This is a genomic window from Mesorhizobium sp. M1C.F.Ca.ET.210.01.1.1 (genome assembly GCF_004791585.1).
Taxonomy (GTDB): Bacteria; Pseudomonadota; Alphaproteobacteria; order Rhizobiales; family Rhizobiaceae; genus Mesorhizobium.
The window spans coordinates 26,185-41,551 of record NZ_SRUU01000003.1 but is presented as its reverse complement, the minus strand read 5'-3'; the positions used below and the strand labels follow the sequence as shown (position 1 = coordinate 41,551).

Sequence of the window (15,367 nt, the reverse complement as noted above, 5' to 3'; positions counted from 1 at the left end):
CGCGCCCTCAGGTCCGTTTCCTGCTGATGAAAAAGAAGGCCGTGACGATGCCGATCGACAGCGCCAGGAAGACGGTCGAGATAGCGTTCACTTCGGGCGTCACTGTGCGGCGGAGCTGGCCGAGCATGTAGGTTGGCAGCGTATCCTGGCCGCCCGACTTGATGAACTCGGTGATGACGACATCATCGAGCGAAACGACGAAGGCGAGCATCAGTCCCGCAAGAATGCCCGGCCAAAGCAGCGGCAAGGTCACATACCGGAAGGTCTGCCACCCGGTCGCATAGAGATCGGACGCCGCCGTCTCGAGCGACAGATCCATGCTTTCGAGCCGGGCCCGGATCGGCAGATAGGCGAACGGCACGCAGAAGGCGGTGTGCGCGGCCATCAGGTAGCCGAGTCCCGAATAGCCGGTCCAGATCTTGATGCGCGAGAACACGATCAAAAGTGCAACGGCGGTGACGATCTCCGGCACCATCAACGGCTGGTTGATGAAGGCATATTTGAAAGTCAGCCCCGGATAGGGCTTGGTCCGGGTGGTTGCGATCGCCGCCATTGTCGCGGAGATCGCTGCCAGTGCGGCGGCAACCGTGGCGATCTGGAACGAACGGATCGACGATTCGATCACCAGCGTGTTGTTCCAGGCGACATGGAACCAGCGCAGCGAAAAGCCTTTCCAAATCGCCAGTGAATCATTGTCGTTGAAGGCGTAGACCACCAGGGTGCCGATCGGCAGGTAAAGCAGCAAGAAACACAGCATCGCCACGGTGGCGAAGCCGGTCTGCCTTCGGACGTCGAAGTGCTCAGCCATGGCCACCGTTCGGTCTGCTTGTGTTGCGGACGTAAACCAACAGGGCCACCATCACGATCGCCATCAGCGCGATGGACAATGCCGCGCCAAGTGGCCAGTTCCGGCCCTGGCCGAATTGCAGTTCGATCAGGTTGCCAATCATCAGATTGGTGCCGCCGCCCAGCACCCGCGGCGTCACATAGGCGCCGAGCGAGGGAATGAAGACGAGGATCGAGCCGGCGACGATGCCCGGCGTGACCAGCGGGATGATGATGTGCCGAAGCACCTGGAACCGCGTCGCGTAGAGGTCGTACCCGGCCTCAACCAGGCGAAAGTCGATCTTTTCCATGCTGGCGTAGAGCGGCAGCACCATCAGCGGCAGGAACACGTAGACCATGCCGAGCAAGACGGCGACGTTCGTATACAAGAATTGCACGGGATGGTCGGTGACGCGCAGCAGTTGCAGCGCCGAATTGATGATGCCGTCGTTGCGAAGCACTTCCTGCATGGCGAAGGTGCGGATCAGCAGGTTCGTCCAGAACGGGATGGTGATGAGGAACAGCCAGATTTCCCGCCGGTGTTCGGGCCGGGTCGCGATAAAATAGGCTGTCGGAAAGCCGAAGATCACGGTCAGGATCGTGGTCAGGACCGACAGCGATGCCGAGCGCCAGAGGATCGACAGGTGTGCGCCGGCGATGGACAGGGTGTCGTCGAAGACGTCGCGTTCAAACAGTACGCCTACCCAGGCGTCGGTAGAGAACTGCCATTTCACATCGCCGTAGTTGCCGGGCGTCAGAAAAGAATAGACGACGACGATCAGCAGCGGCCCGACGGCGGCGAGCAGGACGATCAGCAGCGCCAGGGCGGACAGCAGCCAGCGTGACCGAATATCGTCCCGCTCCGCCTTTTCGGCGATTTGGCTCGCGCTTGCCATGATCTAGTCCCTCAACACCTGCGCGGCGTCGTTGCCGATAGAGATGCCGACCTTGTCGCCGCATTGGAAGCCACAGCCGGCGCTGCGCGTGTTCTGCTGGCGCACGGTGAAGGCCTCGCCACTGTTCAGTTGGACGCGGATGTGCGTATCGGTGCCGAAGTAGACAATGGTCTCGACCGTCCCCGACAGGTCACCTTTGCCGGTGGTCAGCTTTGCGTGTTCCGGCCTGACCACGATGGTGGCGTTCTCCTTCGGCTGGAAGCCTTCGGCCACGGTCGCATCGATCGTAGCTCCGGACTTCAGTGTCGCGCGCACTTTGCAATTGCCCGTGATGGTGATTGCCGCGGTGATGAAATTCGTCTCGCCGATGAAGTCGGCGACGAAGCGCTCCGCCGGCTTGTCGTAGATGTCCCTGGGCGTGCCGACCTGCAGGATCTTGCCGGCCGACATCACCGCGATACGGTCGGACATGGTCAGCGCTTCTTCCTGGTCGTGGGTGACGAAGATGAAGGTGATGCCGGTCTCGTGCTGCAGTCGCTTCAGTTCGATCTGCATTTCCTTGCGCAGCTTGTAGTCGAGCGCCGAGAGCGGCTCGTCGAGCAAAAGCACCTTCGGCTGCGGCGCGAGCGCCCGGGCGAGCGCAACGCGCTGCTGCTGGCCGCCCGAAATCTGACTGGTACGCCGGTTCCTCATGGCCTCCATGCGGACGAGCTTCAGCATCGTATCCACACGCGCCTCGATCTCGACCTTCGGCCTGCCCAGCATCTTCAGGCCGAAACCGATATTCTCGGCCACCGTCATGTGCGGGAACAACGCGTAGCTTTGGAAGACGGTATTGACGGGGCGCTTGAAGGGCGGCAGCGGCGCGATGTCCTGGCCGTGCAGCAGGATTTCGCCGGCGCTTGGGAAGTCGAAGCCGGCAATCAATCTCAGCAGCGTCGTCTTCCCGCAGCCGGACGGCCCGAGCAGCGTGAAGAATTCGTTTTCGCCAATGGAGACGGACACATTGTCGAGCGCCCTGACGACGTCCTGACCGGCGGTCGGAAAAATCCTGGTAACGCCCTTCGCCTCAATGGCGGGCCGCATGGCTGGCAAGATATTCCCCTTGTTCTGGTGACCTTTCACCGGCAGGCGCCGGCTGGCCAACTCTGTCTTGTTGCAAGCAATAAATCTAACTAAACATACAGTCAATATTTTTCTGAATGCGCCTGTGCGACTGCAAACCCACAGGCTGGCCAGCCGTCAGGCGAGCCAAACGGATCAGGCCAGCGATCTGATGTTGGATGTTTTGATTTCAGGCCGGTCGCCGAACGGCCCGGAACCTCGAGAGCGTCAAATTCTCAACGACCGCATGGGCCGAGATGATGCTTCGGCAGGAGGCGCAAATTGTTCGCCAAAAACGGCGGGTCGGCACCGTGTCGCCCGACACGGAGAGATTAGCCTTCAGGCAAAGACAGCGAGCTTGTCCGGCTCAAAGCGCCCTTTGCGGACAGGGCGTTCCGGCGGCGTCGCCGCAGCGGGAGACCGAAGGCTGCGGCCGCAGGCTCATCTCTTCCGAATGGCGCACCAGTTCGGCAAACATGAGCGCGAAACTTCCCATCATCAGGAAGACTATGATCAGGCGCGTCACCGGCAATAGACAGGTCTCTCGACTGGTTAGCCCCCGCCACCCATCCACTGCCGGCTAACATGATCGATCCGGCTTTACGAGTGTTTAAGCTTCGCCTTAACCATCGCCCTCATCACATTCGTTGCACATCTGTCATGAAGCGCGAGCGCGGCGCCCTGCCGGCATGGCATGGTGGGCCGCCCTTTGCAGATGCGGGCGGCGCATGCTACGCCGTCGCCGGCGGCCAGTAGGCGGTCGCAGCCGCCGTTCGGGATCCATGAGCAAAGAAGCCAGCCGTTTCGCCTTCGTCTCTTCCGACACCGACGACGCCCGCGCGGCGCTGGAGGCATTGTCGGCGCGCTATGGACAGATACCTGTCGCCGAGGCGAAGATCGTCATCGCGCTCGGTGGCGACGGCTTCCTGCTGCAGACGCTGCGCGACACGATGAGCACGGGCAAGAAGGTCTACGGCATGAACCGTGGCACCATCGGTTTCCTGATGAACGAATATCGCGCCGGCGGCCTCGAGGAACGCATTTCGAGAGCGGTCTCCGAGACGATCCGCCCGCTGGAAATGCAGGCGGTGACCGGTGAAGGTGAAACGGTCTCCGCGTTGGCGATCAACGAAGTGGCGCTGTGGCGCCAATCCTACCAGACGGCGAAAATCCGCATCACCGTCGACGAGCAGGTGCGGCTTGAGGAACTGAACTGCGACGGCGTCATGATCGCGACACCCGCCGGCTCGACAGCCTACAATCTGTCGGCGCACGGGCCGATCCTGCCGCTCGACGCGCCGCTGCTGGCGCTGACGCCGGTGAGCCCCTTCCGGCCGCGCCGCTGGCGCGGCGCGCTGCTCTCCAACAAGGCGACCGTGCGCTTCGACATATTGGAGTCGGAAAAGCGGCCGGTGAACGCCGCCGCCGACCATACCGAAGTCAAGGCGATTGCCTCGGTCACGGTCCGGGAATCGCCAACCGCCACGGCGACATTGCTGTTCGATCCCAATCATTCGTGGAACGAACGTATTCTTGCCGAGCAGTTCCGCTATTGAGCCGGCGCAAGGACAATGTCTCGATTAAGCATCGCGATTAAGGTTACGTCTTCACAATCGCCGGATTTCCGGGCCGTTTCTGTTGACAAATCGCGGACTTGCGCCTAACTGCAACGCCGATCTTGCAGGCGCGCGGCGCCTGCCGCAACAGATGTTGCGATTTTTCCTGAACCAGCCGAAGACAGCCATCACTTGTCCGCAGACACCCAGACCGCTCAAGAAGCGTTGACGTTCACAGACCTCGGCCTGTCGCCGAAGGTCCTCTCCGCAGTCACCGATGCCGGCTATGCCAAGCCGACTCCGATCCAGGCTGGCGCCATCCCGCATGCGCTGCTCGGCAAGGATGTGCTGGGCATTGCCCAGACCGGCACGGGCAAGACCGCTTCCTTCGTGCTGCCTATGCTGACGCGACTGGAAAAGGGCCGGGCGCGGGCCCGCATGCCGCGCACGCTGATCCTCGAGCCGACGCGCGAATTGGCGGCGCAGGTCGAGGAAAACTTCATCAAATACGGCAAGAACCACAAGCTCAACATCGCGCTGCTGATTGGCGGCGTCTCCTTCGAGGAGCAGGACAAGAAGCTGGAGCGCGGCGCCGACGTGCTGATCGCCACGCCCGGCCGGCTGCTCGACCACCGCGAGCGCGGCAAGCTCTTGCTCAACGGTGTCGAGATCCTCGTCATCGACGAAGCCGACCGCATGCTCGACATGGGTTTCATCCCCGATATCGAGCGCATCTGCGAGATGATCCCGTTCACGCGCCAGACGCTGTTCTTCTCGGCGACCATGCCGCCGGAAATCACCAAGCTCACCGAAAAATTCTTGCACGCCCCGGTGCGCGTCGAGGTCTCCAGGGCCGCTTCCACCGCGACCAGCATCACGCAGCGCCTGGTGAAATCAGGCTCGAAGCCGTGGGAGAAGCGCGAGACGCTGCGCAACCTGATGAAGGCCGAGAGCGACGGGCTGAAGAACGCCATCATCTTCTGCAACCGCAAGGTCGAAGTGTCGGAGCTTTTCCGCTCGCTGCTGAAGCATGATTTTGATGCCGGCGCGCTCCATGGCGACATGGATCAGCGCGCGCGCATGCAGATGCTCGCCAATTTCCGCGACGGCAAGCTGCGTTATCTCGTCGCGTCGGACGTCGCCGCTCGCGGCCTCGATATTCCCGACGTCAGCCATGTCTTCAATTACGACGTGCCAATCCATGCCGAGGACTATGTGCACCGCATCGGCCGCACCGGCCGCGCCGGCCGTTCCGGCAAATCCTTCACCATCGCGACGCGCTCCGACACCAAATATGTCGATGCCATCGAAAAGCTGATCGGCGCCAAGATCGAATGGCACGACGGCGACCTGTCGACGGTCACCGAGAGCGAGGGTGACGATGCGCCTCGCCGTGGCCGCGGCGCGCCGCGCCGCGCCGGCCGCAAGGACGACGATCGCAAGGACCGGGGCGAGCGCAAGAGGGACCGTCACGCCAAACATGACGAGACACCGGATGCGGCGCGCGAAGAGCAGCCGGTCGCCGAGGTCGCTGACATTGCGGAGCGCCGCGCCCGCAAGGATGCGATCCGCTCCGAGAACGACCGCAAGGGTTCTTCAAACCGCAACGAGCAGCGCGGCGACGTCCGTCCTCAGCGCGACCACAACCGCCCTGCCCGCCATCGGCAGGATGAAGGCGACGCCACCGTCGGCTTCGGCGACGACGTGCCGGCCTTCATGCGGATCGTCGCGAAAGTCTGACCTTCGATAGAGCGCCAGCAGAACGAAGACGGCCCCTTACGGGGCCGTTTCCTTGTTGTCGCTTCGCTTGAAAATTCAGCCAGGCGCTCTTCCGAGGATTGTCCTGTTGGAGCTCACATCGGCCCCGGCATCATCTTGGTCGGTTTCTCCAGCATCGGAAACTCGGCCTTGTTGCACTTCACGTTCGGGTTCGTCGGACTGAACATGCCGTTCGGATTGTCCCTGAACAGCCAGGCGTGAAGGTCGTAGTGCACGAACTCCCTCGGAATGAGCGGATAGTGCCCCTCCATCGGCCCCATGAATTTCTGGCCAAACAGCGTGGGCGCTTCCTTGACGTCCGGAGTGAGCGGCACCAGCCATTCCACCGCGACCAGCTTCAAGCCCTTCTTGGTCGGCTCGTAGATCAGGACGTTGGGTTTCATCGGGTCGAGCGGCTTGCCGACACTCGGGACGTTAACGAAATGGACGCCCATTGCGCCCTTCGGATAATCCATCGTGCCCGGTATCTTCTCCCCGCTGTAGTAGACGCAGCCTTCGGTAGACAGATAGAGGTCGCGGATGGCGGCCGTGTAGTCCTCATATTTGGCCAGCGATTTTTTCAAGGCTTCGATATCGGCCTTGTTGGCGTCTTCGGCCCTGGCCGTGGCGGCTCCAAGCCATGCGCCCAAGAGGCCAGTCAAAACGAGGACGCCGCAGCGCCCAAGGCGAGCCGTTCTTGTCATGCATTCCTCCCAGATTTCTGATCCGGCCGTGCAAGACCGAGGCGGAAAAAATGCTGATTGCGCGGCCAGTTACCCGCCTCTTCCCCTTCTGGAACGGCGTTGATGCTAGTCCTTTCCAGAGTTCTGGAAAAGCATCAATTAGAACAAGCTAATGACCTTTTGGCCTAAAGCGCGTCGCGATCTTTCAAATTCGCTCCGTGCGCTTCATCCGCATGTCGTTGTCCCGAAACCGGTTCCCACTTTCGGGAGACATGCTTCAATTCGAGGGGTCGCGCCAAACAAAAACGGCCCCTTGCGAGGCCGTCTCTCCTGGTGGAGTTGATCCGTTGGAAGCGTTTCTTCTCAGGTGAGCGGTGAAAGCTGGATCTCGACGCGCCGGTTCTGGGCACGGCCCTGGGCCGTCGCGTTGGACGCGATCGGGCGCGTCTTGCCGAAGCCGGTGACTGCAAAGCGGCGGGAATCGACGCCCTGGCCTGACAGGTAATTGGCGACCGCGAGCGCGCGGCGCTGCGACAGATCGAAATTGTGCTCGTCGCCGCCCGTCGAGTCGGTGTGGCCGAAGACGTCGACCGTGGTCTGGCGGAACTTGTTCAGCACCAGCGCCACCGAGTTCAGCACCGGATAGAAGCCTGGCTTCACCGCATCCTGGTCGACGTTGAAGGTGATGTCGGACGGCATGTTGAGGATGATCTGGTCGCCGCTGCGGGTGACGCTGACGCCGGTGCCCTGCAGCTGACGGCGCAGTTCGGCCTCGTTCTGGTCCATGGTCGCGCCAATCGCGCCGCCGGCGAGCGCGCCGATGCCCGCGCCGATCAGCGCGTTGCGACGATCGTTGCCGCCTGCGAGCAGGCCAAGGCTGGCGCCTGCCAGAGCGCCAAGGCCGGCGCCGGCTGCCGTGTTAGAAATCTTCTGGTCGCCGGTGTACGGATCGGTGGTGGTGCACGCGCTCACCAATACGGCCGTCGCCACGACGACCAGCACGGTCTTCTTCATAAGGTGGTCCCTCTCCAATTCACGGCCTATGCCGTGCCAAATCAGCCCTTCCGGACGCCTTGTAGCACGAAATGCGGCGAAAAGCGGAACAGGAAAGCGGCTAAGAATTCCTACCGGCAATCCATCAACGCGCCTTTGCGACAAGCAATCGTTCCGCCTACCAAAGGTTCTTGCCGTCTATGACCACGACCTCGACCTTATCGAGATCGAAATCATCGAATAGGCGGGAGTTGACGCTGATCTTCGGATTGTCGAAGTCGGGCTTGCCGGTCGACCAATCCGGCGTTTCGGTGAAGGTGCCACAGCCGCATGTGGCGCAGAAGCCGTGTTTGACGGTTTTTGAGCCCCATTGGTAGAACGAGATGTTCTCAGGTGGGCTGGTGAGCTTGAATTGCGAGGGAACGTAGTAGGCCCAAAGCGAGCCACGCTTCGAGCAGAAGGAACAAGTGCAATGCGTCACCGTCTGTGGCGCTTCGGCGACCTCGAATGTGGTCGCCTTGCAGTGGCAGCTTCCCTTGATGGCCATGACTGTCCTTTCCATTGTCCGCCGCCCCTCCCCGAATACGCTGGCGGCAAGGCAACATAAAGAAGCAGTCCTGACAACTGCCGTCAGCGGCTCCTTCGTCCATTGCTGACTCTGCTAGAGACTTTTCACGTCGTCCTAGTACGAGCGCGGCGGCACGAACAAGCAGATCGTCTTGCCCGCGTCGAGACCAGCCTGGTGCGCGCACCAATGGAATTCGCCGTCGGGACTGTCCTTCACGCGCTTGTCTGTCATGGGAACAACCTCCCCGGTTCCGGCAATCACATACCCTTCGGGTTTCTCGAGGACCTCGCCGGTATGGGCCGTACGGCAATCGAAGTTGGCGCAGCAGGCAAAGGGATAGCTCCAGCCTTGCGGCAGCGCCGCCGTGGGTTTGGCGTCGTGTGCAAAGGCGGGCGCGGTCAGCACCGTCACCGCTCCGGCAGCGAACAGGGAAAACAGAAGTCGGCCAGCCGATTGAACGGCTTGGGCCGATCTTGATTTGGCAGCAGACATCGAAGCGTTCCTTTCGAGCTCCAAGCGTTTTCGCTTGCCCGTTCCCGGAACGTGTCTTCCCAGCTGGCCGGATCATCGGTCGCAGATATGCCGCGTCCGGCCAAAAATGCTTCTATCCCCCAGCCCGAATGCTGGGCTGATTCCTTGGCTGGCGCAAGAAATCTGACGCACCGGCAATGCCTCGCCTCACGCCAACCTCTGCCATCCAGAATCGTGCGCCGGCTTGCTTAACGAGCGGTTAGCGGCACGAGACCGGTGCCGGACAACGGGATATGGCTCAAGCTGGTTCCAGCCGTTCAGCCGAGAACATGCCCATCATACTGCGGCAAGTCGTCGGTGATTGTGAACCATTTCGCCTTGGAACCGACGAAAATGTGGGCGGTCGGACGGATGCTCGGCGCATCGGCCAGCGTGCCCATCGCCACATGGACATAGGCGCCCTCGCGCACCAGCGAATAGAGGAGCGAGCCGCACTGTCCGCAATGCGCGTCGTGACCGCTGGCGTCGCCGTAGATCAGCAATCCGTCGTCACCGGCGGTGAGACGAAACTTGTCACGCTCGATGCCGGCGAAAGGCTTGAAGGCGGAGCCGGTGGTGCGTCGGCAGTTCGAGCAATGGCAATTGGCCGCGTAGACGAATTCGTCGGCCACCTCATAGCGGACTTGGCCGCAGAAGCATTTTCCCGTGAGTAATCGAACCACCGCTTCCTCCGTCGCTTTGAGGCGTAGGGGCGTGCCCTAGTCGAGGTCCGCCACCGCCTCCCCGGCGCCGCCCTCGATGCGATGCGACAGCGACGCCTCCATGAACTCGTCGAGGTCGCCGTCGAGCACGCTTGACGGGCTGGTGCTTGCCACCCCGGTGCGCAGATCCTTCACCAACTGATAGGGCTGCAGAACATAGGAGCGGATCTGGTGGCCCCAGCCGATGTCGCTCTTCGACGCCTCGGTGGCGTTGGCCACGGCCTCGCGCTTCTTCAGCTCTTCCTCGTAGAGCCGGGAGCGCAGCATTTCCCATGCCTTGGCTCGGTTCTTGTGCTGCGAGCGCTCGGCCTGGCAGGCAACCGCGATGCCGGTCGCAAGATGCGTGATGCGCACGGCGGAGTCGGTGGTGTTGACGTGCTGGCCGCCAGAACCGGAGGAACGATAGGTGTCGATGCGCACGTCCGATTCCGAGACATTGATCTCGATCGAGTCGTCGATCACCGGATAGACCCAGACGCTCGCGAACGAGGTGTGGCGGCGCGCATTGCTGTCGTAGGGCGAGATGCGGACCAGGCGGTGGACGCCGGATTCTGTCTTCAGCCAGCCATAGGCGTTGTGCCCCTTGATCAGCACGGTGGCCGATTTGATGCCGGCTTCTTCGCCATCGTGGACTTCGAGCACCTCGACCTTGAAGCGACGACGCTCGGCCCAGCGCGTATACATGCGCAAAAGCATCGAGGCCCAGTCCTGGCTCTCGGTGCCGCCGGCGCCGGCATGGATTTCGAGATAGGTGTCGTTGGCGTCCGCCTCGCCCGAGAGCAGCGTCTCGACCTGGCGAGCCTTGGCCTCGCCCTGCATGGAACGCAGCGCCGCTTCGGCTTCGGCGATGATGCCCTCGTCGCCCTCTTCCTCGCCAAGCTCGATCAGGCCGATATTGTCCTCGAGCGCCTGGGTCAGCCCTTTGACCGCCCCGATGCCTTCTTCGAGGCTCTGGCGTTCCCGCATCAGCTTCTGCGCTTCCACTGGGTCGTTCCAGAGGCTGGAATCCTCGGCGCGCGAGTTCAGGTATTCAAGCCGCTTGATGGCCTGATCCCAGTCAAAGATGCCTCCTCAGCAGGGTTATCGCCTGCCTGATCTCGTCGACAATATTGAGCGTTTCCGCGCGCATGGATGTTCGTTCTGTCCTGTTCTTCTCGTTCTTTTCGGAATCGGCGCGATACATAGGCACGGCACCGCCGCCTGTAAAGCGAAATGGGCCGGCGCCAACCTGCTGGCCGTTCCGAAAACCTTGCGGAACGTCAGTAGAGGCCGCCGCCGCCGTCCTGGATGGCCTGATTGGCCTGCGGCGACAGTGCGCCGCCGGCGCCGTTGGAGCCGTCCGCGCCCATGCCGATCACCCAATAGCTGTCGGCCGGGCCGGTGCCGGGCTTGAACGCCTCAATGATGGTGTTGGGATCGCCCTCAGCCGCGCGCATGCCGGTCTTGCGGTTGATGGCGACCAGCTTCATGCCCTCCGGAACCTGGAAGTCGACATTGGGCGTGCCGTCCAGCGCCACGCGCATGAAGTCCTTGAAGATCGGCGCGGCGAGACCGCCACCGGTCGCGCCCTTGCCGAGGCCGCGCGGCGTGTCGTAGCCCATGTAAAGACCGACGACGAGGTTCGGCGTGAAGCCGATGAACCAGGCGTCCTTCTCGTCGTTGGTCGTGCCGGTCTTGCCGGCGATGTGGCGGCCAAGCTCGGCAATGGTGGCACCTGTGCCGCGCTGCACGACGCCTTCCATCATCGAGGTGATCTGGTAGGCGGTCATCGGATCGAGCACCTGCTCGGAATTGTCGACCAGTTCCGGCTCTGGCTGGTTCTTCCATTCGCCGGCGTTGCAGCCCTCGCAGCCGCGCTCGTCCTGCTTGAACACGGTCTTGCCGTAGCGATCCTGGATGCGGTCGATCAGTGACGGTTTGATAGACTTGCCGCCATTGGCCATGATCGAATAGGCCGACACCATGCGCATGACCGTCGTCTCGCCGGAGCCAAGGGCCATCGGCAAATAGGGCGCCAGGTGGTCGTAGACGCCGAAGCGTTCGGCATATTCCACGACCAGCTTCATGCCCATGTCGTTGGCGAGCCGCACCGTCATCAGGTTGCGCGACTTTTCGATACCGGAACGCAAGGTGGCGGGACCGGCGACGGTGCCGTCATAGTTCTTCGGCGTCCAGGTCGTGTTGCCGCTCTGGATGGTGATCGGGCCATCCATGATCACGGAGGCCGGCGTGTAGCCGTTGTCGAGCGCCGCCGAATAGACGATCGGCTTGAAGGAGGACCCGGGCTGGCGCATCGCCTGCGTCGCGCGGTTGAACTCCGATTGCGCGTAAGAGAAGCCGCCGACCATGGCCAGCACGCGGCCGGTATGCGGATCCATGGCGACAAGGCCGCCTTCGACCTCAGGCACCTGGCGCAGGCTGTAGGCATTGTCGGAGCCGTCGTTCTTCTGCACGAAGATGACATCGCCCGGCTCAAGCACCTCCTCCGGAGACTTCGCCCGGACGGACTTGCCGTTGACGAAGTGGCGCATGGCGAAGCCCATGTCGTCCTTGCTGATGGTTCCCTCGACGCGGTCCTTGACGAGGTCGCCGGAGACCTGGCGCGACGGCTGGATGCCGATCGTAAGGCCATCGGCAGAACTGTCGAGCACGACGGCGAGCGTCCACTCCGGCACATCCTCCAGCCCCTTGACGTTGCCGAGAGCCACGCCCCAGTCACCCGAAATATCGATATGCTTCACCGGCCCGCGATAGCCGCGCAGCATGTCGTATTTGAGCAAACCATTCTGCAACGACTTTCGGGCGATCAGCTGGATCTTGGGATCGAGCGTCGTGCGCACCGACAGGCCACCCTCATAGAGCGCATTCTCGCCGTAGCGGGCGATGATCTGGCGCCGCACCTCTTCGGTGAAATACTCGCCCGCGAACAGGTAGGAGCCGTTGCGGCGCGGCGTCACGCCGAGCGGCTCGGCCTTGGCCTTGGCGCCCTCCTCGCGGGTGACGTAGCCGTTCTCGACCATCTGGTCGATGACCCAGTTGCGCCGCTCCAGCGCGCGATCGGCATGCTTGAACGGATGATAGTTGTTGGGACCCTTGGGCAGCGAAGCGAGATAAGCGGCCTCGGCGACGGTGAGCTCGTTGACCGACTTGTCGAAATAGGTGAGCGCGGCGCCCGCGACGCCATAGGCGCCGAAGCCGAAGAAAATCTCGTTGAGATAGAGCTCGAGGATGCGGTCCTTCGAATAGGCCTGCTCGATGCGGAAGGCCAGGATCATCTCCTTGATCTTGCGCTCATAGGTCTGGTCCGAGGAGAGCAGGAAGTTCTTGGCCACCTGCTGCGTGATCGTCGAGGCGCCGACCTGGCGGCGGCCGGAGCCGAAATTCTGCAGGTTGACAATGATGGCGCGGCCGAGGCCGGTGATGTCGATGCCGGGGTGGTTGTAGAAATTCTTGTCCTCGGCCGACATGAAGGCGGCCTTGACGCGGTCCGGGATGGCCTGGATCGGCAGATAGAGACGCCGCTCGCGCGCGTACTCGGCCATCAGCGAGCCGTCCGAGGCATGGATGCGCGTCGTCACCGGCGGCTCGTATTTGGCCAGAACTTCGTAGTCGGGCAGATCCTTCGTCAGATGGCTGATGTAGATGGCGAGGCCCGCAGCGACCAGCAGCGCCAGCGTCGTGCCGATGCCGAAGAAATAGCCGATGAGACGAATCATGCCCGCTCCAGTCCGAGGTTCGGGATTTCCCTAAACGAAGCCGGCAGTCGCGCAAGCTTTACGGGGCGGTCCCAATCCGCAATGAAAAACCCATGTCGCGACCATGTGGACAAAATACGGCAGCGCGAAGTTTCAGGACTCGATCCGTGAAATAATAACGCCACGTGTTGTCGTCATGCAACGCCGCTTGTGGTTGCAGGACAGTCCCTTCAGCCACCAGCCCTGGCACCCGCTTTGGCAGCGGCGAACAAGGCGACGGCATTGGTGATGCTCTGGGCCGCCTTGCCGCGCCAGTCGGCGCTGAGCAACTGCGCTTCGTCCTTGCTGTTCGAAAGATAACCAAGCTCAACCAGCACGGATGGAACGTCGGGCGCCTTCAGCACCTTGAAGCCCGCCGAGCGCTGCGGATTGTTGATCAGGCCGACGCTGGTCGACAGCTGGCCGACCAACGTGTGGGCAAAGCTCATCGAAAAGCCATGCGTCTCGCGGCGGATCAGGTCGATCAGGATGTCGGTGACCTCCTTGTTGTCGTCCTCGATCTTCATGCCGGCGAACTGGTCGGACAGGTTCTCGCGATCGGCGAGCGCCTGGGCCTCAGGATCGGAGGCCTTGTCCGAGAGTGTGTAGACCGTGGCGCCCCGGAGGCCTTTGACGGCGATCGTATCGGCATGGATGGAAATCAGAAGATCGGCTTCGTGCTGGCGGGCGATGCGCACGCGTTCGTCGAGCGGCAGGTACACGTCGTTGTCCCGCGTCATGTACACATCGTATTTGCCGACCGCGGCCAGCTTGTCGCGCAGCTCGGCGGCGAAGGCGAGCGTCACGTTCTTCTCGACCGTGCCTGAAGCGCTCTCGGCGCCGCCGTCGACGCCGCCATGGCCGGGATCGACGACGATGGTGAAGCGATGGCCCGGCGCCGAGACCGGCCCGGTGCCGACGCGGCCGCCCTTGTCGGTCGAAACGGTCGAGCCCGTCGTCAGCGACTGGTTGGCGAGGGCCTCGTCGAACTCCCGTTCCGACGCGGCCGACATGTCGATGGCGATGCGGTAGCCGCTGCCGTCGTCATTCTTCAGCACGTCAAGCTTGTCGACGGCGAACGGTCCTTTGCCGGTGAGGATGAGCCGCGAGCCCTTGCCCTGATCGCCATAGCGAACGGCGCGCACCAGCCCACGCGGCTTCACGTCCTTGGCGTTGAGGGCGAATCGCGTGCGCGGCAGATCGACGACGAGACGATTGGGGCCGCGCAGCAGGAACCACTTGACGTCCGGCTCGCGATCGAAGGTCACGACGATGCGCATCCTGGTAGCGTCGCCGGCCATCTTGTAGCCGGTTGCGCCAAGCGATCCATCGGCCCGCGAGGCGGCCGTCAGCCCAAGCAGGACCGCCAGCAGCAAAAAGGTCCTTGCCATGAGCAGGAAATGCCTGGCGGCGCCACGCCCCTTGTCTGCGGTGCCTGCCAGTCCCATCTCTTGTCCGTCGCTCCCCGGTTTGGCGCTGTGCGCCGGGTCGTTTCGCAGAAGGGCCTGTCTGGCCGCCAACTCGATTAACGATTGGTATCCAGAGAAGGTTAACCAAGCCTTTTCATGCAGCGGTGGAGCGCGACCTTCCCCAACGGAAGCGCTTTTTGCCGGCATCCGAAATCGGGGTTGCCTTCCACCCCGCCAAATCATAAAAGCGACATTGGATCACTGCAATCCTGGAACCGCCCGCCCCTGCAGTTTCCCGCCAGGGGTAAGATGTGACGGCGCTTCCAGGTCCAGGTGATCGCGACGATTTTCGCAGGCGTGCTCCCGTGGCGGGGGAATCGCTTGCGCGATGAAAACGGCCGGGATGTCCCGCGCCGGCTCCGTGTGAGCAAACAAGCTGGTCCGGCTCAGCCCGGGCTTTGGTTCAAAAGGTTCTGCTGGGTGCCGATGGCTTCAAGCGCAATCATGGAAAGGTCCGCATCGAACCGCGCCACTGTGGCTGCGGGCGGCACCGCCATCGCGTTGAAGCAGCGGCCGGCGGACATTCAATTATCCGGCATCCACACAAAT

General features: G+C 62.5%; 15 protein-coding genes. 2 read left to right on the top strand and 13 right to left on the bottom strand.

Features of this window, described 5'->3' with window-relative positions; translation table 11 throughout:
• Positions 1-7 precede the first annotated feature (7 nt).
• The 4 genes from EN853_RS04105 to EN853_RS33845 all read right to left on the bottom strand — a co-directional run bounded on the left by EN853_RS04105 (position 8) and on the right by EN853_RS33845 (position 3,357).
• Positions 8-808: an ABC transporter permease gene (locus tag EN853_RS04105; protein WP_127858250.1), complete on the bottom strand. Its 801-nt coding sequence runs from the start codon at positions 806-808 to the stop codon at positions 8-10.
• On the bottom strand, positions 801-1,721 hold the full coding sequence (locus EN853_RS04100; protein ID WP_127858251.1) for an ABC transporter permease: 921 nt from the start codon (positions 1,719-1,721) through the stop codon (positions 801-803). Before EN853_RS04100 ends, EN853_RS04105 begins: the two co-directional genes overlap by 8 nt.
• A gap of 3 nt (positions 1,722-1,724) precedes the next feature.
• Positions 1,725-2,807: an ABC transporter ATP-binding protein gene (locus tag EN853_RS04095; RefSeq protein ID WP_127858252.1), complete on the bottom strand. Its 1,083-nt coding sequence runs from the start codon at positions 2,805-2,807 to the stop codon at positions 1,725-1,727.
• 385 nt (positions 2,808-3,192) lie between these two features.
• Positions 3,193-3,357: a hypothetical protein gene (locus tag EN853_RS33845; protein ID WP_168247742.1), complete on the bottom strand. Its 165-nt coding sequence runs from the start codon at positions 3,355-3,357 to the stop codon at positions 3,193-3,195.
• A 250-nt stretch (positions 3,358-3,607) separates the two neighbouring features.
• On the opposite strand from EN853_RS33845, the gene EN853_RS04090 reads away from it, so the two are divergent.
• Positions 3,608-4,381 carry an NAD kinase gene (locus tag EN853_RS04090; RefSeq protein ID WP_127858253.1) on the top strand — a complete coding sequence of 258 codons (774 nt, stop codon included), beginning with the start codon at positions 3,608-3,610 and terminating at the stop codon, positions 4,379-4,381.
• 192 nt (positions 4,382-4,573) lie between these two features.
• Positions 4,574-6,121, top strand: coding sequence for a DEAD/DEAH box helicase (locus EN853_RS04085; RefSeq protein WP_167524370.1), 1,548 nt, complete (start codon positions 4,574-4,576; stop codon positions 6,119-6,121).
• A 113-nt stretch (positions 6,122-6,234) separates the two neighbouring features.
• Here the strand turns inward: EN853_RS04085 and EN853_RS04080 are convergent, their stop codons facing one another.
• From EN853_RS04080 to EN853_RS33840, 9 genes are all read right to left on the bottom strand, one after another.
• Positions 6,235-6,843, bottom strand: coding sequence for a hypothetical protein (locus tag EN853_RS04080; protein WP_127858255.1), 609 nt, complete (start codon positions 6,841-6,843; stop codon positions 6,235-6,237).
• A 342-nt stretch (positions 6,844-7,185) separates the two neighbouring features.
• The gene (locus EN853_RS04075; protein WP_126094149.1) at positions 7,186-7,836 is read right to left on the bottom strand and encodes an OmpA family protein; all 651 of its coding nucleotides are present in this window, start codon (positions 7,834-7,836) and stop codon (positions 7,186-7,188) included.
• A gap of 157 nt (positions 7,837-7,993) precedes the next feature.
• Positions 7,994-8,362 (bottom strand): GFA family protein, encoded by a 369-nt coding sequence (locus EN853_RS04070; RefSeq protein ID WP_127858300.1) that lies wholly within the window; start codon positions 8,360-8,362, stop codon positions 7,994-7,996.
• Between the two features lie 135 nt (positions 8,363-8,497).
• Positions 8,498-8,875, bottom strand: a complete 378-nt coding sequence (locus tag EN853_RS04065) for a hypothetical protein (protein WP_127858256.1) — start codon at positions 8,873-8,875, stop codon at positions 8,498-8,500.
• 296 nt (positions 8,876-9,171) lie between these two features.
• Positions 9,172-9,576, bottom strand: coding sequence for a GFA family protein (locus tag EN853_RS04060; protein ID WP_127858257.1), 405 nt, complete (start codon positions 9,574-9,576; stop codon positions 9,172-9,174).
• A 36-nt stretch (positions 9,577-9,612) separates the two neighbouring features.
• Positions 9,613-10,744 (bottom strand): peptide chain release factor 2 gene (gene prfB / locus EN853_RS04055; RefSeq protein ID WP_127858258.1). Its coding sequence is split into 2 segments (ribosomal slippage): positions 9,613-10,677 and positions 10,679-10,744, totalling 1,131 coding nucleotides; the frame shifts between segments, so codons are not numbered across the junction.
• A gap of 130 nt (positions 10,745-10,874) precedes the next feature.
• Positions 10,875-13,331, bottom strand: coding sequence for a penicillin-binding protein 1A (locus EN853_RS04050; protein ID WP_127858259.1), 2,457 nt, complete (start codon positions 13,329-13,331; stop codon positions 10,875-10,877).
• 209 nt (positions 13,332-13,540) lie between these two features.
• Positions 13,541-14,797 carry an N-acetylmuramoyl-L-alanine amidase gene (locus EN853_RS04045; protein WP_127858260.1) on the bottom strand — a complete coding sequence of 419 codons (1,257 nt, stop codon included), beginning with the start codon at positions 14,795-14,797 and terminating at the stop codon, positions 13,541-13,543.
• A 407-nt stretch (positions 14,798-15,204) separates the two neighbouring features.
• A complete protein-coding gene (locus EN853_RS33840; RefSeq protein WP_167524369.1) occupies positions 15,205-15,342 on the bottom strand; it encodes a hypothetical protein in 138 nt (45 codons plus the stop codon).
• Between the last annotated feature and the right edge of the window lie 25 nt (positions 15,343-15,367).

Excerpts from the sequence above, each read along its gene's own strand:
- EN853_RS04105 (WP_127858250.1), bottom strand. The coding sequence starts at position 808 with ATGGCTGAGCACTTCGACGTCCGAAGGCAGACCGGCTTCGCCACCGTG.
- EN853_RS04100 (WP_127858251.1), bottom strand. The coding sequence starts at position 1,721 with ATGGCAAGCGCGAGCCAAATCGCCGAAAAGGCGGAGCGGGACGATATT.
- EN853_RS04095 (WP_127858252.1), bottom strand. The coding sequence starts at position 2,807 with ATGCGGCCCGCCATTGAGGCGAAGGGCGTTACCAGGATTTTTCCGACC.
- EN853_RS04090 (WP_127858253.1), top strand. The coding sequence starts at position 3,608 with ATGAGCAAAGAAGCCAGCCGTTTCGCCTTCGTCTCTTCCGACACCGAC.
- EN853_RS04080 (WP_127858255.1), bottom strand. The coding sequence starts at position 6,843 with ATGACAAGAACGGCTCGCCTTGGGCGCTGCGGCGTCCTCGTTTTGACT.
- EN853_RS04075 (WP_126094149.1), bottom strand. The coding sequence starts at position 7,836 with ATGAAGAAGACCGTGCTGGTCGTCGTGGCGACGGCCGTATTGGTGAGC.
- EN853_RS04070 (WP_127858300.1), bottom strand. The coding sequence starts at position 8,362 with ATGGCCATCAAGGGAAGCTGCCACTGCAAGGCGACCACATTCGAGGTC.
- EN853_RS04065 (WP_127858256.1), bottom strand. The coding sequence starts at position 8,875 with ATGTCTGCTGCCAAATCAAGATCGGCCCAAGCCGTTCAATCGGCTGGC.
- EN853_RS04050 (WP_127858259.1), bottom strand. The coding sequence starts at position 13,331 with ATGATTCGTCTCATCGGCTATTTCTTCGGCATCGGCACGACGCTGGCG.
- EN853_RS04045 (WP_127858260.1), bottom strand. The coding sequence starts at position 14,797 with ATGGGACTGGCAGGCACCGCAGACAAGGGGCGTGGCGCCGCCAGGCAT.
- EN853_RS33840 (WP_167524369.1), bottom strand. The coding sequence starts at position 15,342 with ATGTCCGCCGGCCGCTGCTTCAACGCGATGGCGGTGCCGCCCGCAGCC.